This window comes from Nostoc sp. CMAA1605, assembly GCF_021596505.1.
Lineage (GTDB): Bacteria > Cyanobacteriota > Cyanobacteriia > Cyanobacteriales > Nostocaceae > Trichormus.
Window position 1 is genome coordinate 162,390 of sequence record NZ_PJIZ01000001.1, and the last position, 23,440, is coordinate 185,829.

The following is a 23,440-nucleotide window of genomic DNA, read 5'->3' on the forward strand; positions in this document are numbered from 1 at the left end:
TCCAAAATCCAAAATCTAAAATCCAAAATAGGCCATGTGGGACTACACAGATAAAGTATTAGAACTGTTTTATGATCCCAAGAATCAGGGAGTCATCGAAGAAAACGGCGAACCTGGCGTGAAGGTTGCCACCGGTGAAGTAGGGAGTATTGCTTGTGGTGATGCGCTGAGATTGCACATCAAAGTTGAAGTCGCAACTGATAAAATTCTGGACTCTCGCTTCCAAACTTTTGGCTGCACCAGTGCGATCGCTTCTTCAAGTGCCTTAACCGAAATGATTAAGGGTCTGACTTTAGATGAAGCTCTGAAAGTAACAAATAAAGACATTGCTAATTACCTCGGTGGCTTGCCAGAAGCCAAAATGCACTGCTCTGTGATGGGGCAAGAAGCTCTAGAAGCTGCTATCTATAACTATCGTGGCATTCCTCTAGCTGCCCACGATGACGATGATGAAGGGGCGTTAGTTTGCACTTGCTTTGGTGTTAGTGAAAACAAAGTTCGTCGCGTCGTTATCGAAAATAACCTTACCAGTGCGGAACAAGTAACAAATTACATCAAAGCTGGTGGCGGATGCGGTTCCTGTCTCGCTAAGATTGATGATATCATTAAAGATGTAAAGGAAAAGAACGCCGTAACGAATCTCAACACAAATAGCGTAACTCCAGCGAAAGAAATACCTATTTCTGGGCAAAAACGACCCTTAACCAACGTCCAAAAGATTGCCCTCATCCAAAAAGTATTAGATGAAGAAGTTAGACCCGTCTTGATAGCCGATGGTGGAGACGTAGAACTCTACGATTTAGACGGTGATATTGTCAAAGTAGTGCTGCAAGGCGCGTGTGGTTCTTGTGCCAGCTCTACAGCCACATTAAAGATAGCAGTTGAATCAAGATTACGCGATCGCGTCAGCCCCACTCTAGTAGTAGAAGCAGTCTAGTCAAAAGTCATTAGTGAAAAATCAATAACTCTGGACTATTGACTCAGCACCCAGCACTCATTACTCAGAACTCTATTACAACTACATAACGAACGATCATGAGTACAAATTCTAGCTTGTTTTCCGTAGAGCGATCGCCCCCCTTCGGCGACGTTCTACCAAACCTCACAGCCATAGCTCAACAGGCGTGAGATCCAAACACAAAGACCGACCAACTAACCAACACTAGCAGGAAAAGAGAACAATGACTGACGAAAACATTAGACAGATAGCTTTCTACGGTAAAGGCGGTATCGGTAAATCTACCACCTCCCAAAACACCCTCGCAGCTATGGCAGAAATGGGTCAACGCATTATGATCGTAGGATGCGACCCTAAAGCTGACTCTACCCGTTTGATGCTCCACTCCAAAGCTCAAACCACCGTATTACACTTGGCTGCTGAACGCGGTGCAGTAGAAGATTTAGAACTCCACGAAGTAATGCTGACCGGTTTCCGTGGCGTTAAGTGCGTAGAATCTGGTGGTCCAGAACCCGGTGTAGGTTGCGCCGGTCGTGGTATCATCACCGCTATTAACTTCTTGGAAGAAAACGGTGCTTACCAAGACCTAGACTTCGTATCTTACGACGTATTAGGTGACGTTGTGTGCGGTGGTTTCGCTATGCCTATCCGTGAAGGTAAAGCACAAGAAATCTACATCGTTACCTCTGGTGAAATGATGGCGATGTACGCTGCAAACAACATCGCTCGCGGTATTTTGAAATATGCTCACTCCGGCGGTGTACGCTTAGGTGGTTTGATCTGTAACAGCCGTAAAGTTGACCGCGAAGACGAATTAATCATGAACTTGGCTGAACGTTTGAACACCCAAATGATTCACTTCGTACCTCGCGACAACATCGTTCAACACGCTGAATTGCGTCGGATGACCGTTAACGAATACGCACCAGACAGCAACCAAGGTCAAGAGTACCGCGCATTAGCTAAGAAGATCATCAACAACGACAAACTCACCATTCCTACCCCAATGGAAATGGATGAATTAGAAGCTCTGTTGATCGAATACGGTCTATTAGACGACGACACCAAGCACGCTGAAATCATCGGTAAGCCTGCTACAGCTAAATAGGTTATGCCGTAATTAGGAGACACGGAGAAAGGAAGATGCGGAAGTAATTCCCCTTCCCACTCTCCCTTCCCCACTTCTCCCTCTCCCTTCTCCCTATATCCGTTCTATTTCTCCATTCGTAAGAGTCATTGAGGCAGACTATGACACCTCCAGAAAACCAGAATCTTTTAGATGAAAATAAAGAACTTATTAAAGAAGTTCTCCAAGCTTATCCCGAAAAATCTCGCAAAAAACGCGAAAAACACCTCAACGTTCACGAAGAAGGCAAATCTGACTGCGGCGTTAAGTCTAACATCAAATCCGTTCCTGGTGTAATGACCGCTCGTGGTTGTGCTTATGCAGGTTCTAAAGGTGTGGTTTGGGGTCCTATTAAGGACATGATTCACATCAGCCACGGGCCTGTAGGTTGCGGTTACTGGTCTTGGTCTGGTCGTCGTAACTACTACGTAGGTGTAACCGGTATCAACTCCTTTGGTACTATGCACTTTACCTCCGACTTCCAAGAACGCGACATCGTATTCGGTGGTGACAAAAAACTCGTTAAACTCATTGAAGAACTCGACGTTTTGTTCCCTCTCAACCGTGGTGTTTCCATTCAATCTGAATGTCCCATCGGTCTAATTGGGGATGACATCGAAGCTGTTGCTAAGAAAACTTCTAAGCAAATTGGTAAGCCAGTTATCCCCTTACGTTGCGAAGGTTTCCGTGGTGTATCTCAGTCTTTAGGACACCACATCGCTAACGACGCTATCCGTGACTGGATCTTCCCACAATTTGACAAGGCTAAGAAAGAAAACAAAATTGACTTCGAGCCAAGCCCCTATGACGTAGCATTAATCGGTGACTACAACATCGGTGGTGACGCTTGGGCAAGCCGGATGCTGTTGGAAGAAATGGGCTTACGTGTAGTAGCTCAGTGGTCTGGTGATGGTACACTCAACGAGTTAATCCAAGGGCCTGCTGCTAAGTTAGTTCTGATCCACTGCTACCGTTCTATGAACTACATCTGCCGTAGCTTGGAAGAAGCTTACGGTATGCCTTGGATGGAGTTCAACTTCTTCGGCCCCACCAAGATTGCTGCTTCTTTACGTGAAATCGCAGCTAAATTTGATTCCAAGATTCAAGAAAACGCTGAGAAGGTAATTGCTAAGTACACACCAGTAATGAATGCTGTACTTGAGAAGTACCGTCCTCGCCTCGAAGGTAACACTGTAATGTTGTACGTAGGTGGTCTACGTCCTCGTCACGTTGTTCCCGCCTTTGAAGACTTGGGTATCAAAGTTGTTGGTACAGGTTACGAGTTCGCTCACAACGACGACTACAAACGTACCACCCACTACATCGATAACGCCACCATCATTTACGATGACGTTACCGCATACGAATTTGAAGAGTTCGTTAAAGCTAAGAAGCCTGATTTAATCGCTTCTGGTATTAAAGAGAAGTACGTCTTCCAAAAGATGGGTCTTCCCTTCCGTCAAATGCACTCTTGGGATTACTCCGAACCTAGCGATGGGGTGCAAATGTCAGGTGGGGTAATGTTTTTTGTTGGCGGGAGAAAAAAGAGTCTATTTTTAGCCTAAATGCAGGTTGTAGGGTTATCTGAGAACAATATATTTTTCCGACTTAAGACAATATAACTCTTGTAGGGTCTGGTTTGTGGGTTTCGTTAGGTTTTGATGATATTAAAACTGTAAAGTGAAAGACTATATTAACTGAGACTTTTTAGATTAATTTGGAGCAAGCTCCTTTTAAGTTCAAAAACAATCAGAAGTCATCTTCACTATGTGCATAATTTATTTCGATATCGTCGGATTCTGTGTAAAATGGAACATCATCAATTGATAATTCTGATATCGTTTGATTTGTACATAATATCGAATAATATGTACATTCTGTACCTATCTCAGTTTGAAAACGTTTAGAAAATTCCTTTGCTATTTTTTCATTCAATGTCATAGACGTATATTTATTCAAGCATGGTATATCTATTAAATATCTACCCCATCGAGTAATTTTAACTTTTCCAAGTAAAACTAAAGCTCTTGCTATTTTAGAAAAATTTTCTCTAAGGCAAGGGAAAGAAATTCCTGGGCTTTCTAAAATTCCATCATCGATATTACCAAAATTAATTTTCTCTACTTTTTCTGAGAGATAATTGATTCTAGCCTCAATTTCTCTTAGTTCTGTTTCAGGAATGGAGTAATAATCATTAATATTAATCGTATTTTTTGTAATATAAGTTTCTACATCATGCAGAGTTTTAATTTCGTCGATTGACTCTTGAATATTGTTTAGATGAAGTATATAAGTAAATAGGTTTTTCCGAATCTGTCCACTATCAATCTGCCACAGAATATCTCTCAATAATTTTGTTGATTGATATGTATTTTTAACAATAAAACCAATATCAGATAACATACTATTATCTATATTTAATCCATGAAAATCAATTCTACCTGTTTCTCCTTGCTCATAAAGGTCATTTGCTTCATCTGGATTTAAGGAATCTATATCTACATATCGATATTGGTAGTTTGGCCATCGCCATTCACGTTCATGAGTCCAATCAATTGGCCGAGGTTCACGACTTAAATTAAAGCTGACATAGCGATACATTTCATCATTAGAAAATGGCTTATTGGTTAAAAACCTTCCTTTAAGTTCTTCATCCCAATATGTGGAACTTGTGCATGAAGTACCATATATGACAGGTCTAGCTCCAATTTTAAACATCTGCTTTTTATCAAAAATGATAGCATAAGAGCTTATTTTTTCATTTCTTTGACATCTCTCAATACTACTAATGACAAATTCCTTTAAAGGCATTTCCGTAAAACATACCGCAGGATAAGAGCCATAAATTGTTCTTTCGCCATTACGATAAGACCAAGTTGACAGTAGTTGCCTTTGACGCAAAATTCGTCGTAAAAGAAAGAATGGTGAAATAACTGTATCTTCCACTCCTTCATTTAAGTTAAACTCATGGGGAAACATCTCACCCATACTATCTTTATGTAAATCTATTTCACGAACAAAATGGATTAATTTATTTGATAAATCTGTGCGTAAAGTTTTCATTACTCATCTATGTAAATAAAATATATTCCGTAGTTAATATAACATCCTAAAACGATAGTAACAAAGATGATTTAATTGCTTTTATGAGCAATGAGAGCGCACGAAGCACCCACTGTAAGCGATCGCACTTCACAAATATGATTGAATTAGCTTGATGGGCTGGCGATACCTATGGTAAGCTGCGCTAACGCGTTCATGGCTAAAGCTAGCGATACCTACGGTAAGCTACGCTAACGCACCCAATAAACATCATGCAATTACCTTGATTCAATAGGCGATCGCTACAGTAAGCTACACTAAAACATAAAAGATACTGTGTAGGCGATCGCCTGATTAATTAAACCCTCATGCAGTTCTGTAGGGTGCGTCAGATTGGGTAAACTATTTCATCATTAAAATTAGTTAATGCTGACGCACCCTACTTGCTATTGGTTGCTAGTTTCGTCTAAAGCTTTCCGTATTGCATCTCTGCAAAACTGTGCGGGGTCATCTTGTGCTTGTACCGCTTGTTTCATTGATTCGGTGACGCGAAAACTGAGATTAGCTGTCATCGGTTCTTCACCTTTCCGTATTCCTGGTTCTAAATTTTCAGGTGTTCCTTTGGGGTTAGGCATTTATATATAAATATAAATATCGGTTGAATTGATTGTATGCAATCGATTAGACTTTTTAATCGGTGGTCTATGTGTCTGGAAAACTGTAAACCACCGATACCACTTTTAAAAAGGGCAATACTATTTTATGGTGTTTTCACGTCAAGAGTTGGAATTGTTAACGATTCCAGAATTAAGCCTATTGGTTAAACGGTACGGATTACGACCTACGGGAACAGGTGGACAAAAGACAAGTTACCTCACTACCCTGATGGCGTTTCCAGCTTTAGCCCTGCAACAGTTAGAGGAAAGAAGAGGGTTAATCCGTCCTACCTTTGACCAATTACAGATCATGACTGAGATTCTAGATCAAATGGGAACACTCACACCGGAACAGTCAGCATTGTTGAGGGTGACTTTTGAGGGTAGACGTATGGAATACCCGAAAAGATATGACCAAGAGAAATTACTAAACTTGTACAAAGTTAGGAATCATTTATCTGAAGTGATTGAACTATTGGGGATTATGTAATATCTCTGAAATGTCTTTTGTTGTCTATTTTTCTTGGTTATCCAAAGATTGATAGCACAAAAGACACACAATCGGCGATCGCTACGGTAAGATATGCTAACACATAGAATACACAATGTAGGCGATCGCAATTTACCCATTGATGAGGTTTGCACCGGTAAGACTGAGCTGACTTTGCTGATATTTTTATCTGTAAAGGAGGAAACATAGACAAAGTGTTTTTTCCTCCTGAATCTTTTTGATGAAATAATTACCTATTTTACTTTTGCTTTAGCATTATGTGTGCGTCCGTGTCCTCTTAAAGCATCGAGTTTATTTTTGATAGGCTCAAATCTGTATATAGGCAATAACCAACGTCCAACTAAACTCATACCCAAATACATTGGTGAACGAGTTGAGAGATAAGCTCGGCGTTCGAGTGAACAAGGTTTTGAGCTATAAGTTTGCGTACCCAATGGAGCATATTCTGGATCATGCCAATAATTAGTTTTGCGAATCGGATCAAGTTTATGATTGCGTACTCCCGCTACTTGATGCAAATGTCGAGGAAAGATGCTAAGACATGGATTTAAGACTTTAAAGCCTGCCTCAATTGCTCGTTGAGCTATGAATAAATCGCAGCCTTGAATACCGAGTTGATAATTATTTTTAAAGGGAGCTAGTGGAGTTCTAAAAATCCAACAGTCATGCGCGCCAGCCGCAGCAATATGGAAAAGTTTCCAACCACCATCTTTGGTTGGTTCATATCGAGATAGAGTCCAAAATTCTTCTTTAGTAATATCTTCAGCACGTTCTAAAGCACTGTTCTCATCAAAATAAATATCACCATTAACAATAATGCCTACTTTATCGTTTCCCCAATTATTTGCCACTTCGATCAACTCAGCATAAGTAGAACGATGATGCACAGGAATGATTTCTAGTTTGTCGTGGTAAAATCCATCCAAGTAACCATAATCTGAATCTTCTTTTAGTTCTAAAAAAACCTTCACCGCCTCAATGTAAGGATGTGCAAGGTTTTTCTCCAGACAAGTTAAAAATTCTTGAGCGCGCTCAGGCTTACATTGCGTGTAGAGTGTAGTTAGTAAAATGGCCATGTAGTTCTCACTAAAATTAATGATAGTCAGGTGATATTGGTTGCTTAGGGATGCAAAAAGATAAATCTATTAAATCTTCACTTTTATGTTCCTGCAACCCAAAATACTAACTGTAGCAAATTCTTATCACAAAGCTTTGGGAAATTGCTGGTTTTTATGTTAAAAATTATACAAAATCTCGCTCTATACGTAAATCCAATCTGAAATCTCACATCTCGACTAAAGCCTGGGTTGCATATTTATAAACTTGATTATCCTCTCCCGGTTGTAAAAGCAGTTCTCGGAATTTTAGTTTAGATAGTTAAACATGGTTAATATTTGCCAATATCTAAATCAAAATTGCTATCCTAAACTATGAAGTGATTCCAATGGTTTATAGTGACTTTACTTTAACTAAGTATGATGAAATAGTATACCCAGGCTGACGCACCTCAGATTAGTGGTAGTTAAAATTTTTGCGCTTAAAATGAAATAATACTGAGATAATATACTGAACTATGTCTAATTACCGCAGAGTCATAACCTCTGGGGGTACTTTCTTTTTTACACAGGTAACTTACCAAAGAATCCCTTGGTTGTGTAGCGATATAGGAAGAGAAAATTTGAGAAATGCTATTAGGCGAGTTCAGCAACTTTATTCTTTCTCTCTTGATGCGATCGCTCTTCTAGCAGAACATATTGATTGCTTGATGACGCACCCTACTTGCTTAGATGTCGAGCGATTACCCAAGCCTTCCATCAGAACTCTAGAGTAATTACGAATACTCAGTAATAAGCAATAGAGTTATGATCTTATGAAGAGTAAGTTTTTCCGCGACACTAGATTTGTATCAAACGAAATACCAATGCCTTTGGTGATTTAGTTGTTCAAAATTAAAAGATAGGATTAACTTCACTCATCATATCAAACTTATATGGAAGCATAAAGTAATGCTCAGAACTTTTGTCTCTTTTGATCCATCAACAATTGATTTTGATGTACTACAAAAAATATATTCTACAAACAATCAACTCCGAGAAGTGGAGCAAAATATCTGTGTTTTTGAGTTTGATTCAATAACGTTTACTCATGTCTTAATGTTATTAGGACAAAATCCAGATAGATTTGGTTTTAATCTTTTTTTGTACATTAATACAGTAGTTCCCTTATTTAATGGTTCTACTATATCTGCTAATGGATTCATAGTTATTGGTCAAGGCTCTACAGAATTTAAAAAACGTTTGTCTGAAGATTTAGGAGTTGCAATATCATCTTTACTTATGAATCAATCTTTTGATATTAGATGGGAAACTATTACTCAAATACCTCAAAATAGAAAATTATCAAAAAAAACTCCTGATTTTTTGGGGTTCAATATAAATGACGAAAGATATATTTATGAATCAAAAGGAACAACCCTGCCGCAAAATGTTGAAAGTGCCATGACTAAGGCACTAGAGCAATCTAAAAACTATCCAGAAACCGCTATAGGAAAATTTGCCATAGTTTCTTACTTTCCAACAGGAGATAAAATTATACCGCCATTTACATTTATTGCAGATCCTCCAATTTCTAATATTTTTCTACCCGAAAGAAGTAACTCAATACTATTACATTACACGTATGTTCTCCGCTTTGTTGGCTTAGACATTACTTTACAAGTCTATGAAACTTTGCTCAGAGAAAAATTTAGATTGGATATACAAGATGAGCGAGAAAGAGTTTTGGATAGATTTCCAAGAAATCTGGGTCTTCAACGTTTTTTAGATCCAGTCATACAAACTTTTGAACAAGAAAGACTAACAAAAGAATCCTTTACATGGAGAAATAGAACTTATCTTGGCAGATATTTAGATATTCCTGAGCGCAGAACTCGCCTATTCATGGGTGTTCATATAGAGACTATAGAGCAGATTATTCGACTCGATACCAACATCCAGGAGATTCAAAATATAAGAGTTAGAGAGGATGAAGAAGAAATTAGTATTTTTTCTGATGGAACAATATTTAGACTTCAAACATTTGATACTGATAATCAGCGTTTTTCTACTAAATTTCTGAAATAATTACCTACTAGATTGCTTACTAATAGAGTGCAACACAGCACATCAATTACCTCGCAAATTTAACTATGCTTATAAACTAACTCCATTTTTAACTTCTCAATTTCCAGTTTCAATCTCTCATTCTCCATCCTTAACTTAGCATTCTCTTCTCTAATCACCTCAATTTCATTCCTCTTAGTCAAAGCCTGATTAATCGCCAACTTACGCATATCTAGCGAGAACCAACGCTGATAGGTTTGCGTGTGAACTTGCACACTATGCCCTAAATTATCAGCCGCAGCTTTGATTGGTATACCTAAAATGTGCGCTCGAATTGCCCAGGCGTGACGTAAATCATAAGGCTTGAAATCTAACCCTATTTTGCGAAACCACCAACTAATTCGCTGTGTTAATGCTGTTATTTCTGCATGATTACTATTATCTTTTTTACTAATTGCTGTTGCCAACATCTCTAAATATTTTGGATTTCTTAAATCAAATTCCTCAATCCATTCTTTATGTAAAGGTAATGCTTGCCTTTCACCTGTTTTACACTCTTTATCTACCTTCCAAGTCAAGTCTACATTTTCTGAACTTAACCACCAATCAATATTAGGGTTAATAAAAATTTCTCTGGGACGTAAACCAAATACAGCTAACATTCCATACGTCCAACGCCAGAGTTGCCAGCTATCTTTGACATCTTGATTAACTTGATTACCTCTGGTGTTTAAATACTCTTCAAATTTGCTAATTCCTGTGATGATTTCTGCATCTGTGGGGAGGTTACGAGAATTGCAATCGGGCATTTTGGAATATTGAGATAAATCAATCTCAATGTTGAATGTTTGACAAAATGCTGATATGGCTCTAGCAGCATTATATTTAGCCCATTCTTTATCGATTTTTTCTATTGAATTAATCAAATTTTCCGCAGTGGCTAAATCTTGAGGATTAGTGTATCTCTGGGTGCGGGAAAAATAATAGAAAAAGGTATGTTCGCTTTTTGTGGTGCGTTTATGGGTTTTAAAATACTCTTCTGCAAATTTTTCTAATAAATCACCTATGGTTTTTACATCTTTTTTAGTGGCTTCTTTACCTAAATATTTATCATTCCATTCAAAGGTTTTACGAGCAATTAACTTACCTAATTCATAGGCTTCTTCCTCGGACGTTTTGAGTCCGTCTAAATTGGCAGGAATATTTAAACTGAGATTGTATTGCTTTCTCCCAGTTCCTTTTGTGTCCTGATCTCCAGGTTTAATTGGTAACGTCGCCCTTAATTGCAGACTTCCATTTGATTCCCGAATTGAGACTTTGGTCTTTGCAGACTTCAAACGCAGATTTACCTTTTCTAGTTCCTGTAACACTTTTGCTCTCATATGCTCTCTTTGCTGCTGTGCTTGCAGACTTGAGCCGAGAAAGCTGCCGTCGGTAGATGAAAGTGGCTCTAAGTCTGCAAATGCTTGTTGATATTTGTCTTGACCCTGATTTTGCATTGCTGTGGTATTAGCCTATATTTAGCCTAAAAATTAATTTGTTTTGGATGAACAATGTTCATGAATAACACTGTTTACCGCAAACAATAAGCCGTTAAAAGCAATTAAACCACAAAAAGGATTACTCCGGCCCTTATCACGGTTATGACGGATTTGCTATCTTCGCTCGTGATATGGATCTTGCCCTCAATAGCCCAACTTGGGACTTGATTGGCGCACCTTGGAAGAAAACCGCTACAAAAGCTAAGGCTGCTGCCTAGTTCCAAGAAATAGACGGATAGCCTGGGGTGTCTGCGCCCCAGGAAACGAGGGAGGAATGGTGAATGCTGAATGCTGGATGAAGTGTCATTCATTATTCATGATTCATCACTCGTAACTCCCTTCAGGGGAGTAAGCCACCCAGGCTATTGCGAAACATCACTTACTAAACCAACCAGCAAGCGTAGAGAGACAGACAAATGCCACAGAATCCAGACAGAATTGTAGACCACGTTGATCTATTCAAACAGCCAGAATACACAGAACTGTTTGAAAACAAGAGAAAGAACTTTGAAGGCGCACATCCTCCTGAAGAAGTTGAAAGAGTTTCTGAATGGACAAAATCTTGGGACTACCGGGAAAAGAACTTTGCTCGTGAAGCTTTAACCGTTAACCCCGCTAAAGGTTGTCAACCCGTAGGCGCAATGTTCGCTGCTTTGGGTTTTGAAGGTACTTTACCTTTCGTTCAAGGTTCTCAAGGTTGCGTTGCTTACTTCCGTACACACCTCAGCCGTCACTACAAAGAGCCTTGCTCCGCAGTTTCTTCTTCTATGACAGAAGACGCAGCAGTATTCGGTGGTTTGAACAACATGATTGAAGGTATGCAAGTTGCATACCAATTGTACAAGCCCAAGATGATTGCTGTTTGCACCACCTGTATGGCTGAAGTTATCGGTGATGACTTAGGTGCATTCATCACCAACTCTAAGAACGCTGGTTCTATTCCTCAAGACTTCCCCGTTCCCTTTGCTCACACACCTAGCTTCGTTGGTTCTCACACCACTGGCTACGACAACATGATGAAGGGTATTCTGTCTAACCTGACAGAAGGTAAGAAGAAAGCTACCAGCAATGGCAAAATCAACTTCATTCCTGGTTTTGATACCTATGTTGGTAACAACCGCGAATTGAAGCGGATGCTAGGTGTAATGGGTGTTGACTACACCATTCTGTCTGATAGCAGCGACTACTTTGATTCACCAAACAACGGTGAGTACGAAATGTACCCAGGTGGTACAAAGCTGGAAGATGCGGCTGATTCTATCAACGCTAAAGCTACTGTTGCTCTCCAAGCTTACACCACACCTAAGACCCGCGAATACATTAAAACCCAATGGAAGCAAGAAACCAAAGTTCTGCGTCCCTTCGGTGTTAAAGGTACTGACGAGTTCTTGACTGCTATCTCTGAATTGACCGGTAAAGCTATTCCTGAAGAATTGGAAATCGAACGCGGTCGTTTGGTTGATGCTATCACCGACTCCTACGCTTGGATTCATGGTAAGAAGTTCGCTATCTACGGCGATCCCGACTTGATTATCTCTATCACCAGCTTCTTGTTAGAGATGGGTGCTGAACCAGTACACATCCTCTGCAACAATGGCGATGAGACCTTCAAGAAAGAAATGGAAGCAATCCTCGCTGCTAGCCCCTTCGGTAAAGAAGCTAAAGTTTGGATTCAAAAAGACTTGTGGCACTTCCGTTCCTTGTTGTTCACCGAGCCTGTAGACTTCTTCGTCGGTAACTCCTACGGTAAGTACCTGTGGCGCGATACTAAGATCCCAATGGTTCGTATTGGTTATCCTATCTTTGACCGTCACCACTTACACCGCTATTCTACCCTTGGCTACCAAGGTGGTCTAAACATTCTTAATTGGGTTGTTAACACCATTCTGGATGAAATGGATCGTAGCAGCAACATCACTGGTAAGACCGACATCTCCTTCGACTTGATTCGCTAGAACTTGGTTTTGGCGTTCCAAGAGAAGTAAATCAGGTGATTGATTAAAAACTGGGGACTGGGGAATAGGGATTAAAACCCGAAACCCCCTCCCCAGTAACCAATAGCTAAGTTTCAATTGTTCGTCACTCTATTCTGAAGTATCTACTATGTCCACAACTCACACTCACCATCATCACCCTAATTTTCATCCACCTAACTATAAAAAACCTGGCGCGTTTGATGTTCTTCGTCCTTTGCGTCGTTTGGTTGATAATTTTCCGGTTAAAAATTCTCGTTTCGCTCATGTCATATGTCAGGTAATTCCTTGCTGTTGTCCCTTTGAGCGAAATATTAATTTATTGGGGCGGACTATTCATATTCCAGCTCTGTGTAAGCTTAATCCTCTGTATGACGAGTTTGTAGGATTGCGTTTTCGGGCTTTGTCTTATCTGGCTGATGAATGTGGAGAGGATGTTACTAAGTATATTTGCTAGAGGCTAATAGCCGTATTTCTTGCAAAGGTCTAGTTTATGAAAATGCGACTACAAATAAGTTTTTAAACGCAGAGGGTCGCGGAGGTTAGCGCGGAGAGAAGTATGAGCGGCGGCTTCCGCCGATCATAACTTCGGTGGGTACGCGGAGGATTTCGCGGGGTTGGAGAGGATTTTTGCAGGAAGTTTATTATGAACGGTCATCAGTGATGAGGTTGGTAGTTGAGAACTGAATTACTGATGACTGATAACTCAAAATTAAAATGTCGATCGCGTGCGAGAAGAGAGCATGAACACCCAAAGAAAAATTAATGAGTTGCTCAACCAACCTGGATGTGAGCATAATCAGGAGAAACACGGTGCAAAGAAGAATAAGTCTTGTAGTCAACAAGCGCAACCAGGGGCGGCTCAAGGGGGTTGTGCTTTTGATGGGGCGATGATTGCGCTTGTGCCTATTGTCGATGCGGCTCATTTGGTTCACGGGCCGATCGCCTGCGCTGGTAATTCTTGGGGTAGTCGTGGTAGTCTCTCTTCTGGCCCACAATTATATAAAATGGGCTTCACTACCGATATGTCAGAAAATGATGTGATCTTCGGTGGTGAGAAGAAGCTATATAAGGCAATTCTAGAAATTCATAAACGCTACCAACCCACTGCGGTATTTGTCTACGCTACTTGTGTGACAGCTTTGATTGGTGATGATATCAATGCTGTTTGCAAAACTGCGGCGGAAAAAATTGGTACTCCTGTTATCCCTGTATTTGCTCCTGGGTTTATTGGTAGTAAGAACCTCGGAAACCGTTTTGGCGGGGAAGCTTTATTAGATTATGTTGTCGGGACAGCAGAACCGGAGTTTACCACCCCCTATGATATAAACTTAATCGGCGAGTATAACATCGCTGGGGAAATGTGGGGAGTCCTGCCGTTACTTGAAAAATTGGGTATTCGCGTCCTGTCAAAAATTACAGGCGATGCTCGATTTGAAGAAATCCGCTATGCCCACCGCGCCAAGCTGAACGTGATGATTTGTTCGCGGGCGTTGCTCAATATGGCGAAAAAGATGGAGGAACAATACGGCATCCCCTACATTGAAGAGTCTTTTTATGGCATCGATGATATGAATCGATGTCTGCGTAATATTGCCGCCAAATTGGGCGACCCTGATTTACAAGCACGTACTGAACAGTTGATTGCGTCAGAGATGGCGACTCTAGATTTGGCACTTGCTCCTTACCGCGATCGCCTCAGAGGTAAGCGAGTTGTATTATATACAGGTGGTGTTAAGAGTTGGTCGATTATCTCGGCAGCGAAGGACTTAGGCATAGAAGTAGTTGCTACCAGTACAAGAAAGAGTACGGAAGAAGATAAGGCAAAAATCAAGAAGTTGATAGGTACTGATGGCATCATGCTAGAGAAAGGCAACGCCAAAGAACTCCTACAACTAGTAAAAGATACACAAGCAGATATGTTAATTGCCGGTGGTCGTAACCAATACACCGCCCTCAAAGCCCGGATTCCCTTCCTCGATATCAACCAAGAACGTCATCATCCCTACGCTGGCTATGTAGGTATGTTAGAGATGGCGCGGGAACTCTACGAAGCCCTCTACAGCCCAATTTGGGAACAAATCCGTAAGCCCGCACCTTGGGATGAAGATATGGGGACATGGGCAAACGAATATACCAGAAATCAAAATCGCGTTTTTGAGGGATTGGGGATTGGGGATTAGGGAATGGGCATAGGGCATGGGGCATAGGGCATAGGGCATGGAATTTTTCTCCCCCTGCCTCCCCTGCTCCCCCTGCCTCCCCTGCTCCCCCTGCCCCCCTGCTTCCCTATCTACCCAGGAGTTAATCTAAATGGCAGTCGTTACCGTTCCCGAAAAATCAGTTGCAGTTAATCCTCTCAAGCAAAGTCAAGCTTTGGGTGCGTCGTTGGCTTTTTTGGGATTGAGGGGGATGATTCCTCTGTTCCACGGTTCGCAAGGTTGTACAGCCTTCGCCAAGGTGGTGTTAGTTCGTCACTTTCGGGAAGCGATTCCCCTCGCTACAACAGCGATGACAGAAGTAACGACTATTCTTGGTGGGGAAGAGAACGTAGAACAGGCGATTTTGACCTTAGTTGAGAAATCCAATCCTGAAATCATTGGTTTGTGTAGCACTGGACTCACAGAAACCAGAGGCGATGATATTGAGAGATTCCTTAAGGATATCCGTGATCGCCATCCAGAACTCGCTCACATTCCCGTAGTCTTTGCACCGACACCCGATTTTAAAGGCGCGTTGCAAGATGGTTTTGCGGCAGCTGTGGAAAGCATAGTGAAACAAATTCCCCAAGCTGGGGCAATTAGAAGCGAACAAGTGACAATTTTAGCTGGTTCTGCCTTCACCCCAGGGGATTTGCAAGAAATTAAAGAAATTGTCACCTCTTTCGGATTAATCCCCATCTTTGTACCTGACATTGGCGCATCATTAGATGGACATTTAGAAGACGGTTACACTGCTATCACCGCCAGTGGTACGAGTGTGGCGCAACTCAAAGCCGTCGGTTGTTCCGCCTTTACTATTGCCTTGGGTGAAAGTATGCGGGGTGCAGCCAAAATTCTGGAACAACGGTTTGGCATTCCTTACGAAGTGTTTAGCGAACTGACTGGACTAGAACCAGTAGACGAGTTTTTGCAAGCATTAGCCATTCTCAGCAGTAACCCCGTACCTGAAAAATATCGCCGTCAACGTCGCCAATTGCAAGATGCAATGTTAGACACGCACTTTTACTTTGGTGCGAAGCGAGTATCCTTAGCATTAGAACCGGACTTACTGTGGTCAACAGTGCGCTTTCTGCAATCGATGGGGACGCAAATTCATGCAGCCGTGACCACAACACGCTCACCCCTATTAGAAAAACTCCCCATCAAGAGCGTGACTATTGGAGATTTAGAAGACTTAGAAGAATTGGCAGTTGGATCTGACCTGCTGATTGGTAATTCTAACGTAGCTGCGATCGCTAAACGTCTTTCCATCCCTCTTTATCGCCTTGGTATACCTATTTATGACCGTTTAGGCAATGGTCTATTCACAAAAGTAGGCTATCGCGGCTCAATGGAAGTCTTATTTGGCATCGGCAATCTATTTTTAGAAGCAGAAGAACAACGAGTGAAACATTTGTGGGGACTAGGGACTGGGGACTAGGGACTGGGGACTAGGGACTAGGGACTGGGGACTGGGGACTGGGGACTAGGAAAATTTTCTCAACAGTATTTCCTAATGCCCAATACCTAATACCCAATACCCAATACCCAATACCCAATCCCCAATGCCCAATCCCCAGTACCCGATCCCCAGTACCCAATACCCAATCCCCAATAGCAGGAGAATGAAAGTGAAAATTGCCTTTACAACTACCGACCACGTACATATTAACGCTCACTTTGGTTGGGCGAGAGAAATTGATGTCTATGAAATCGATGCTGAAGGATATCAATTTTTAGAAACATTGAACTTTGAGGGCGACTTACAACAAGATGGTAATGATGATAAAATCACACCAAAACTAGACGCATTAGTTGATTGTGCCATTGTATATGTCACAGCAATTGGTGGTACTGCTGCCGCTAAATTAATTAAAAAAGGTGTCACCCCAGTCAAGGCACGTTCTGAACAAGAAGAAATCAAAGAACTCCTGACAAAATTAGTCCAAACCTTAAAAGGTAATCCTCCCCCTTGGTTGCGGAAAGCATTGCAACCCAAAACCACAAACTTTGCAGATGAACTAGAAGACGAAGCAACAGTATGAGCGCAGAAAATAGTGTCAACGATCCCGCTACAAATGTAGTTGCCACCTCACCCTTTCTCAAAACATTAGTATTACAAATTCGCGGACAAGATGCTTACGGCGTTTACCGTAGTTGGTCAGACGAACTACTACTAAAACCCTTCATTGTTCCCAAGAAAAAGAAACGGGAAATTTCTGTAGAAGGTGAGGTTGATGCCGTCACCCAAGCGCGAATTATGTCATTTTTCCGCGCTATAGCTGCCAGAATCGAGCAAGAAACCGGCTTAATTTCCCAAGTAGTAGTTGACCTAAGTCACGAAGGCTTTGGCTGGGCTTTAGTCTTTTCCGGTCGCTTATTACTTACCGTCAAAACCCTCCGCGACGCTCACCGCTTTGGTTTTGAATCCCTAGAACAACTAGCAGAAGAAGGCGAAAAATTCGTCACCAAAGGACTAGACTTAGCCACCCGCTTCCGCGAAGTTAGCAAACTATAGAAGTGCTGAGTTATGAGTGCTGAGTGCTGAGTTACATAGCCTTTCTCTCATAACTCTTGCATAAAGACTAAGTCACCTTCGCGCACTTCTTTGCGTCTTTGCGCCTACCCTACGGGAACGCCTTACGGCGAATGCGCGAACCTTAAAAACCCATTCATCCCCGCCCAAATATTGATGCAATTACCCCCCAATGCAAGTAGAAAACACCAGCATTGAAGAACTCAGAAATAAAATCAAACGCCTCAACAGCAAAGCCGGACAAATGAAAATGGATTTGCACGACTTAGCAGAAGGCTTACCCACAAATTACACACAATTAATGGAAGTTGCAGCCGCAACTTATGAAATTTATCATCAGCTTGATGAACTCAAAAAATATCTCAAGCAATTGGAGCAAGGCAAATGACTAAAACTATTGAAGAATTCAAAAAACTTACCGACGCAGAAGAATATTTTAAATTCTTTGAACTAGAATATGACCCCAAACTTGTTAATGTAAATCGTTTACATATTCTAAAAAAATTCTCACAATTCATCAGTGAAATTGATAGCAATTCCGAACTAAGTAACGAAGAAAAATTAAACCAATACTCACTAGCACTGCAACAGGCTTATCAGACTTTTTTGGAATCTTCACCCCAAGAACAAAAACTGTTCAAGGTATTCAAAGACAAGCCAAAAAATGTAATCACGCTGACAGAACTAACGTCTGATTAGGAGGTATAAAGTGATCAACCTAACGCCTACCGAGTTAGAACGTTATAGTCGCCAAATGATGCTCCCCAATTTTGGCGAAGTAGCTCAGAAGCGTCTGAAGTCGGCGACGGTTTTAGTGACTGGTGTGGGAGGATTAGGCGGTACGGCTGCGCTTTACCTAGCAGTAGCAGGCGTTGGGCGGTTAATCCTAGTCCGAGGCGGTGATCTGCGGATGGACGATATGAATCGTCAGATTTTGATGACGGATGATTGGGTAGGTAAACCGAGGGTTTTCAAAGCCAAAGAAACCCTACAGGCGATCAATCCTGATATCCAAATCGAAGCAGTTCACGACTACATAACACCGGAAAATGTAGATGAGTTAGTGCAGTCTGCGGATATGGCTCTGGATTGCGCTCACAATTTTACAGAGCGTGATTTATTGAATGCAGCCTGTGTACGCTGGCGAAAGCCAATGGTGGAAGCAGCGATGAACGGGATGGAGGCTTATTTAACTACCATTATTCCTGGTGTGACTCCTTGTCTGTCCTGTTTCTTCCCAGAAAAGCCTGAGTGGGATCGGCGTGGTTTTTCTGTGCTGGGTGCGGTGTCTGGAACACTGGCTTGTTTAACAGCACTAGAAGCCGTCAAGTTGATTACTGGGTTTAGTCAGCCTCTGTTGTCGCAATTACTCACCATTGATTTTAACCGCATGGAGTTTGCTAAGAGGCGTTCTCAACGCGATCGCTCTTGTCCAGTATGCGGCAATAACGCACCTTGGCGATATGCTCAATCCAATTCAATGGAAACAAGTAGCAATTGCACACATACTTAACTACCCATCACCCATCACCCATTACTCAGCACTAAAAATCAATCGCTACAAATCAGGAGTTTCGATGACCGTTACTTTAACAGAAAAAGCAGAATTTCGTCTGCGGGCATTCTTGCGCGGTTCAGCTGCTGACACTGATGAGACAACTACTAAAGGTGTCCGCGTCTCTATCAAAGACGGTGGTTGCAGTGGCTATGAATATGGAATGGAAATCACCAGCCAACCCCAGCCAGATGATATTGTCATCCAACAAGGTAAAGTACCAGTTTATATAGATGCAAAAAGCGCACCTTTATTAGAAGGACTAGTGATTGATTTTGTTGAGGGTGTGGTGGAAAGCGGCTTTAAGTTCACTAATCCCAATGCAACTAGTACCTGTGGTTGTGGTAAATCCTTCAAAGCTGGTGATTGCTCCCCTGAAGGCGTACCTTGCAGCTAAAAAGTTTCCCTTAAACAAAATAGACACTTGCTTGTATTTATCTCGCAACAAAAGCGGTGTCTTTCTCCGCCCCCATTCTCGAAGCATTAAGGGAGATTTATTTACTTCGAGAAACTAGTCCCATCCGATAAATCTTGAGGAGAACCGGAAAATGGCAACATATCAAGTTAGATTGATCAGCAAAAAAGAAAACATCGACACCACAATTGAAATTGACGAAGATACCACAATTTTGGATGGTGCAGAAGAAAACGGTATTGAATTACCTTTCTCTTGCCATTCAGGTTCTTGCTCTAGCTGTGTGGGTAAAGTCGTAGAAGGTGAAATCAACCAAGATGATCAAATCTTCTTAGATGACGAACAAGTAGGCAAAGGATTCGCTTTATTGTGCGTTACCTATCCTCGTTCTAACTGCACAATTAAAACCCACCAAGAACCTTATCTTGCTTAATCAATGGCTGTAGTCGCTACTATTTACATCTGTTGAAAACATATATCTATCAGGATGAAGTGTTAATTTCATCCTGATTCTTTATCTAGAAGAAATATTACAGCTTGAATTTTTGCAGGGGATACCAATGTTTACTCCATTTAGTGTGGCTGGTAGCTCTTTAGAATTGCTTCAACTAGGAGAAAAAGGTATAGTTACTTTTTGCCAAGTTCCGGATCAGACGCTTCTGAAGAAACTGAAATTACTAGGTTTAACAACAGGTACATCTATTACTGTTGTACAAAAGTTTCCCGTAATATTAATCAAAGTCGGTAGCATTTTACTAGAAATCGATAAAGAATTGGCGCGCACTATTTATGTGCGGATAATTTAATTATTTGGTAGTCAAGACTAAAGTCCTACGACACTGTGCTGTTGCTCAAGTACAGTGTCGCTGGGCAAAATTTGGATTTTCAGAATGGGTTTAATCAATAGCCACTATCACATCCGAAGATTTGATCAGAGCATAAGCTTGCTTACCTTCAGTTAGTTGTAACTTGTCGGCGGATGATTTGGTGATAATAGAAACTATCTCTACACCAGGTGCAAGTTCTAAAGTTATCTCTGTATTTATCGCACCTGGAACAACTTTTTTAACCGTCGTTTTGAGAAAATTACGCGCACTAACTTCCATATATTATTGAGTTTTGAGCGTTTACATCTGACAGAATACCAACTTTTTAGGTAACAGATAATCAATTTTAGATTCTCTTAAGAATCCTACTAGAGATAAATTTAACAATAGTGCAGCATAATATTTACCTAATTAGATAGCTGCATTACTTACAAAATATTTGTATTCTCACAGTATTAATCATATTTTTATTGACACATGGTGAGATTAAATATAGCTAAAATAGGCTATTTTGTATCTACAAAAACCAAGAAATGGCATAATACAATACAAAAACAAAAATGGTGGTTTTTTTCGTAATTTTTAAGCGGTTTTAATCAATATACACGGGAATATTTATAAAGGTTCATGATCCGAACTTATCAGAGTGATAATATATAAGTAAGCTAAATTGTTGCTAGTGAACTGAAACTTCAGCAAAAAGCCACAACAGGGTGATTTCAGACATTCCTACCTTAATACTGGTCAATCACATCAATTTCATAGCAAGCCAGAGAGCTGCAATTAGGTAGAAACTGCGTAAATCTTTGCTGAAAAACACCAGAATAATTAAGGTGTGAAATAGTTAGATAACTGCATCACAGGTATGTCTATATTACCTAAAACGTTTTTCTCAAGGTAGCAAATAAATTAACTACCAATTTACAGGTAATCGGTTAATTTTGCCGCCTACGCAAAAATAGTTTTGGCAAAATTGTAGCAGTTTAGCAATAATTTCCTTCCTTGCAAACATAAGGAGCAGTAATTATGAGAGCCAAACAAATTATGACTCAAGATGTAGCTACAATTAGCAGTTCCGCAACTGTAGCAGAAGCAGTCAGACTCTTAAGGCTCAAAGGACTGCGTGCGTTAATCGTAGAACCTCGTCATAGTGCTGATGCTTACGGTATCGTGACTGTGGCTGATATTGCAGGTAAGGTTGTTGCTTATGGTAAAGATCCTGAAAAAGTTCATGTTTACGAAGTTATGAGTAAACCCTGCATCGTGATTGATCCTGATCTCGATGTGGAATATGTAGCACGATTATTAACCAATACTAATGTGTGGTGCGCGCCTGTAATTCGTGGCGAATTATTGGGTGTAATTTCTGTAACTGATATTGTCAGCAAGGATGACTTTATTGCTAAACCAAAACTGGTATTCTTGCGGAAAGAACTACACAGAGCTGTTTCTGATGCGCGTGCAATTTCTGCTAACTATGGCCCAGATTCTAAACGGGCGATAGAAGCGTGGGATTTTGTAGACGAACTCGAAACTGAAGCTTGTTATTATGGCTTACCTAAACCAGAGAAATCTACTAGAGAAATATTTGCAGAAAAACCACTGTTTGCTACTGTCTAAAGGTAAGAGTAAAGGCAATAAGTAAAAGATAGAGTTACTTATTTACTGACTTTTCACACTTTAGAGCCTGAGTTTACAACTCTTAGCGACAGAATTCTATAGCATTGTGTTTAGAGATGGTGGGCAATGCCCACCATTACCTATTATTGCGTAAATTGTTTGTTGATACAAAAATATGATGAATAAAAAAAGTAACCCTAATTTGAGTGCAGAAATTCAGCAATGGTTAACTGCAAAAGGTTACGACATAGCACATTTAAATCAAGCTGGCGAAAATGGTGATACGGCTTTGATTAGAGCGACACGTGAGGGGATATTTACAATTGTCGAAGAGTTAATCAAGGCTGGGGCTAACATTCATGCTAGAAATCATGATGGAAATAATGCTTTGTGGTTTGCTTGTTTTGGTAATCACTACGATTTAATTGATTTTTTACTGGCTCATAAAATTAATATTGATAATCAAAATGATAATGGTGCAACTGTGGCAATGTATGCTGCATCATCAGGCAAAGCGGAAGTGTTGAAATTGCTTTTACAATACCATCCTAACTTAAATTTAAAAAATTTGGATGACTATAAAGCCATAGATTTTGCTAGCACAATAGAAGTTTTGAGGATTTTGAAAAATGCTGCAAAATAATTTTTCGAGTCGCAGCTATCATGAAAATACCAAGCATTCATACTTATCGGTGCAGCTTGATCCAAATTATGTTGATGCTGCAACTCAACCAATTGCATTTAAAGTTTATCCCAAGTTCTATAGAAGAGTGAAATTAAATCTCAACAATAAAATTCACTCTTTCATTTGGTTAACTAGTGCTGTTACTTTGGAAAAATTGTATAAAAATACTGCCTATAAACTACGGGTAAATCCATCAGCAGGCGCGTTGTACCCTACTGAGGTATATGTACAAATTCGCGGAATGCCAGAAATAGTGGATGGAATTTATCATTTAGAAGTTGAGAATAATTGTCTAACACTCATCTATGAATTAATTGATGATGGGTTAGAGAGCTATATTATACCGGGCAAAAGTATAAGCGGATTCATTTTTTTAATTAGTTCTGTTTATTATAGGTCTAGCTGGAAATATAAAAACAGGAGCATAAGATATTGTCTGTTGGATAGCGGACACCATTTAGGTGCTGTTGCAGCATCGGCTTATCTCCATGAACGTAATCTCCAGTTGATTTTTGATTTTGATAAACTCGCTCTCAATACAGTATTAGGATTTGAGAATAAAGAGTTTATTACAGCTTGTGCTGTATCTGGTGAGGCACAGGCGAAAAATGTGAGAAAACTGAGGCTAAAAGTTCCTTTTGTTTGTGGTACAGATTATTTTGAAGCTAATCAATTTATTGAAGATAGCTATCA

At 40.5% G+C, this 23,440-nt stretch carries 28 protein-coding genes and 1 pseudogene; 22 read left to right on the plus strand and 7 right to left on the minus strand.

The annotated features are described in order from the left end of the window. Positions 1 to 34: 34 nt before the first annotated feature. From nifU to nifD, 3 genes are all read left to right on the plus strand, one after another. Entirely contained in the window at positions 35 to 937 is a 903-nt protein-coding gene (gene nifU, locus CV014_RS00665) for a Fe-S cluster assembly protein NifU (RefSeq protein WP_236140259.1), read from the plus strand. Between the two features lie 244 nt (positions 938 to 1,181). Continuing rightward, entirely contained in the window at positions 1,182 to 2,066 is an 885-nt protein-coding gene (nifH, locus tag CV014_RS00670; RefSeq protein ID WP_236140260.1) for a nitrogenase iron protein, read from the plus strand. A gap of 140 nt (positions 2,067 to 2,206) precedes the next feature. After that, positions 2,207 to 3,649, plus strand: a complete 1,443-nt coding sequence (nifD, locus tag CV014_RS00675; RefSeq protein ID WP_236140261.1) for a nitrogenase molybdenum-iron protein alpha chain — start codon at positions 2,207 to 2,209, stop codon at positions 3,647 to 3,649. A gap of 184 nt (positions 3,650 to 3,833) precedes the next feature. On the opposite strand, the gene CV014_RS00680 is transcribed toward nifD, so the two are convergent. Both CV014_RS00680 and CV014_RS00685 read right to left on the minus strand, forming a co-directional pair. Then, positions 3,834 to 5,147 carry a DUF4427 domain-containing protein gene (locus tag CV014_RS00680; protein ID WP_236140262.1) on the minus strand — a complete coding sequence of 438 codons (1,314 nt, stop codon included), beginning with the start codon at positions 5,145 to 5,147 and terminating at the stop codon, positions 3,834 to 3,836. A gap of 425 nt (positions 5,148 to 5,572) precedes the next feature. Further along, on the minus strand, positions 5,573 to 5,761 hold the full coding sequence (locus CV014_RS00685; RefSeq protein ID WP_236140263.1) for a hypothetical protein: 189 nt from the start codon (positions 5,759 to 5,761) through the stop codon (positions 5,573 to 5,575). Between the two features lie 127 nt (positions 5,762 to 5,888). Here CV014_RS00685 and CV014_RS00690 point away from each other — a divergent pair, with 127 nt between their 5' ends. Continuing rightward, positions 5,889 to 6,272 (plus strand): hypothetical protein, encoded by a 384-nt coding sequence (locus tag CV014_RS00690; protein ID WP_236140264.1) that lies wholly within the window; start codon positions 5,889 to 5,891, stop codon positions 6,270 to 6,272. A gap of 37 nt (positions 6,273 to 6,309) precedes the next feature. On the opposite strand, the gene CV014_RS00695 is transcribed toward CV014_RS00690, so the two are convergent. Both CV014_RS00695 and CV014_RS00700 read right to left on the minus strand, forming a co-directional pair. Then, positions 6,310 to 6,486, minus strand: a complete 177-nt coding sequence (locus CV014_RS00695; RefSeq protein ID WP_236140265.1) for a hypothetical protein — start codon at positions 6,484 to 6,486, stop codon at positions 6,310 to 6,312. Between the two features lie 40 nt (positions 6,487 to 6,526). Then, a complete protein-coding gene (locus CV014_RS00700) occupies positions 6,527 to 7,369 on the minus strand; it encodes a hypothetical protein (protein ID WP_236140266.1) in 843 nt (280 codons plus the stop codon). Positions 7,370 to 7,866: 497 nt separating this feature from the next. Between CV014_RS00700 and CV014_RS00705 the strand changes: the two genes are divergently transcribed. Both CV014_RS00705 and CV014_RS00710 read left to right on the plus strand, forming a co-directional pair. Then, positions 7,867 to 8,124, plus strand: coding sequence for a hypothetical protein (locus tag CV014_RS00705; RefSeq protein ID WP_236140267.1), 258 nt, complete (start codon positions 7,867 to 7,869; stop codon positions 8,122 to 8,124). 175 nt (positions 8,125 to 8,299) lie between these two features. Beyond that, a complete protein-coding gene (locus CV014_RS00710; RefSeq protein WP_236140268.1) occupies positions 8,300 to 9,415 on the plus strand; it encodes a hypothetical protein in 1,116 nt (371 codons plus the stop codon). A gap of 59 nt (positions 9,416 to 9,474) precedes the next feature. On the opposite strand, the gene CV014_RS00715 is transcribed toward CV014_RS00710, so the two are convergent. Then, positions 9,475 to 10,893, minus strand: a complete 1,419-nt coding sequence (locus CV014_RS00715) for a site-specific integrase (RefSeq protein WP_236140269.1) — start codon at positions 10,891 to 10,893, stop codon at positions 9,475 to 9,477. A 110-nt stretch (positions 10,894 to 11,003) separates the two neighbouring features. Here CV014_RS00715 and CV014_RS30550 point away from each other — a divergent pair. The 5 genes and pseudogenes from CV014_RS30550 to nifN form a co-directional block, all read left to right on the plus strand. Continuing rightward, positions 11,004 to 11,153, plus strand: a pseudogene (locus CV014_RS30550) (nitrogenase molybdenum-iron protein subunit alpha); the annotation flags it as partial. Between the two features lie 198 nt (positions 11,154 to 11,351). Next, positions 11,352 to 12,890 carry a nitrogenase molybdenum-iron protein subunit beta gene (gene nifK / locus CV014_RS00720; protein WP_236140270.1) on the plus strand — a complete coding sequence of 513 codons (1,539 nt, stop codon included), beginning with the start codon at positions 11,352 to 11,354 and terminating at the stop codon, positions 12,888 to 12,890. A 148-nt stretch (positions 12,891 to 13,038) separates the two neighbouring features. Further along, on the plus strand, positions 13,039 to 13,365 hold the full coding sequence (locus tag CV014_RS00725; RefSeq protein ID WP_236140271.1) for a Mo-dependent nitrogenase C-terminal domain-containing protein: 327 nt from the start codon (positions 13,039 to 13,041) through the stop codon (positions 13,363 to 13,365). Positions 13,366 to 13,651: 286 nt separating this feature from the next. Next, positions 13,652 to 15,091, plus strand: coding sequence for a nitrogenase iron-molybdenum cofactor biosynthesis protein NifE (gene nifE / locus CV014_RS00730; RefSeq protein WP_236140272.1), 1,440 nt, complete (start codon positions 13,652 to 13,654; stop codon positions 15,089 to 15,091). Between the two features lie 130 nt (positions 15,092 to 15,221). Then, positions 15,222 to 16,550 carry a nitrogenase iron-molybdenum cofactor biosynthesis protein NifN gene (gene nifN, locus CV014_RS00735; RefSeq protein WP_236140273.1) on the plus strand — a complete coding sequence of 443 codons (1,329 nt, stop codon included), beginning with the start codon at positions 15,222 to 15,224 and terminating at the stop codon, positions 16,548 to 16,550. 10 nt (positions 16,551 to 16,560) lie between these two features. Here the strand turns inward: nifN and CV014_RS00740 are convergent, their stop codons facing one another. Then, complete coding sequence (locus CV014_RS00740; RefSeq protein ID WP_236140274.1) at positions 16,561 to 16,710, minus strand: hypothetical protein; 150 nt, start codon at positions 16,708 to 16,710, stop codon at positions 16,561 to 16,563. Between the two features lie 30 nt (positions 16,711 to 16,740). Here CV014_RS00740 and nifX point away from each other — a divergent pair, with 30 nt between their 5' ends. The 8 genes from nifX to CV014_RS00780 all read left to right on the plus strand — a co-directional run bounded on the left by nifX (position 16,741) and on the right by CV014_RS00780 (position 20,421). Further along, positions 16,741 to 17,154 carry a nitrogen fixation protein NifX gene (nifX, locus tag CV014_RS00745; RefSeq protein ID WP_236140275.1) on the plus strand — a complete coding sequence of 138 codons (414 nt, stop codon included), beginning with the start codon at positions 16,741 to 16,743 and terminating at the stop codon, positions 17,152 to 17,154. Beyond that, positions 17,151 to 17,627, plus strand: coding sequence for a NifX-associated nitrogen fixation protein (locus CV014_RS00750; RefSeq protein ID WP_236140276.1), 477 nt, complete (start codon positions 17,151 to 17,153; stop codon positions 17,625 to 17,627). The genes nifX and CV014_RS00750 overlap by 4 nt, the downstream gene beginning before the upstream one ends. 190 nt (positions 17,628 to 17,817) lie before the next feature. Further along, positions 17,818 to 18,033 carry a CCE_0567 family metalloprotein gene (locus CV014_RS00755; protein ID WP_236140277.1) on the plus strand — a complete coding sequence of 72 codons (216 nt, stop codon included), beginning with the start codon at positions 17,818 to 17,820 and terminating at the stop codon, positions 18,031 to 18,033. Next, a complete protein-coding gene (gene nifW / locus CV014_RS00760; RefSeq protein ID WP_236140278.1) occupies positions 18,030 to 18,344 on the plus strand; it encodes a nitrogenase-stabilizing/protective protein NifW in 315 nt (104 codons plus the stop codon). Before CV014_RS00755 ends, nifW begins: the two co-directional genes overlap by 4 nt. A 10-nt stretch (positions 18,345 to 18,354) precedes the next feature. Then, positions 18,355 to 19,158, plus strand: coding sequence for a HesA/MoeB/ThiF family protein (locus CV014_RS00765; protein ID WP_236140279.1), 804 nt, complete (start codon positions 18,355 to 18,357; stop codon positions 19,156 to 19,158). A 64-nt stretch (positions 19,159 to 19,222) separates the two neighbouring features. Further along, a complete protein-coding gene (locus CV014_RS00770) occupies positions 19,223 to 19,597 on the plus strand; it encodes a HesB/IscA family protein (RefSeq protein ID WP_103135408.1) in 375 nt (124 codons plus the stop codon). Positions 19,598 to 19,748: 151 nt separating this feature from the next. Next, positions 19,749 to 20,048 carry a 2Fe-2S iron-sulfur cluster-binding protein gene (locus CV014_RS00775; protein WP_103135409.1) on the plus strand — a complete coding sequence of 100 codons (300 nt, stop codon included), beginning with the start codon at positions 19,749 to 19,751 and terminating at the stop codon, positions 20,046 to 20,048. 127 nt (positions 20,049 to 20,175) lie between these two features. Next, positions 20,176 to 20,421, plus strand: coding sequence for a FeoA domain-containing protein (locus CV014_RS00780; protein WP_236140280.1), 246 nt, complete (start codon positions 20,176 to 20,178; stop codon positions 20,419 to 20,421). 90 nt (positions 20,422 to 20,511) lie between these two features. On the opposite strand, the gene CV014_RS00785 is transcribed toward CV014_RS00780, so the two are convergent. Beyond that, entirely contained in the window at positions 20,512 to 20,721 is a 210-nt protein-coding gene (locus CV014_RS00785; RefSeq protein ID WP_236140281.1) for a TOBE domain-containing protein, read from the minus strand. Between the two features lie 747 nt (positions 20,722 to 21,468). Between CV014_RS00785 and CV014_RS00790 the strand changes: the two genes are divergently transcribed. The 3 genes from CV014_RS00790 to CV014_RS00800 form a co-directional block, all read left to right on the plus strand. After that, positions 21,469 to 22,062: a CBS domain-containing protein gene (locus CV014_RS00790; RefSeq protein ID WP_236140282.1), complete on the plus strand. Its 594-nt coding sequence runs from the start codon at positions 21,469 to 21,471 to the stop codon at positions 22,060 to 22,062. A 178-nt stretch (positions 22,063 to 22,240) separates the two neighbouring features. After that, positions 22,241 to 22,705, plus strand: coding sequence for an ankyrin repeat domain-containing protein (locus CV014_RS00795; protein WP_236140288.1), 465 nt, complete (start codon positions 22,241 to 22,243; stop codon positions 22,703 to 22,705). After that, on the plus strand, positions 22,692 to 23,440 hold a 749-nt coding region (locus CV014_RS00800), incomplete at its 3' end, for a SagB/ThcOx family dehydrogenase (RefSeq protein ID WP_236140283.1). The genes CV014_RS00795 and CV014_RS00800, both read left to right, overlap by 14 nt.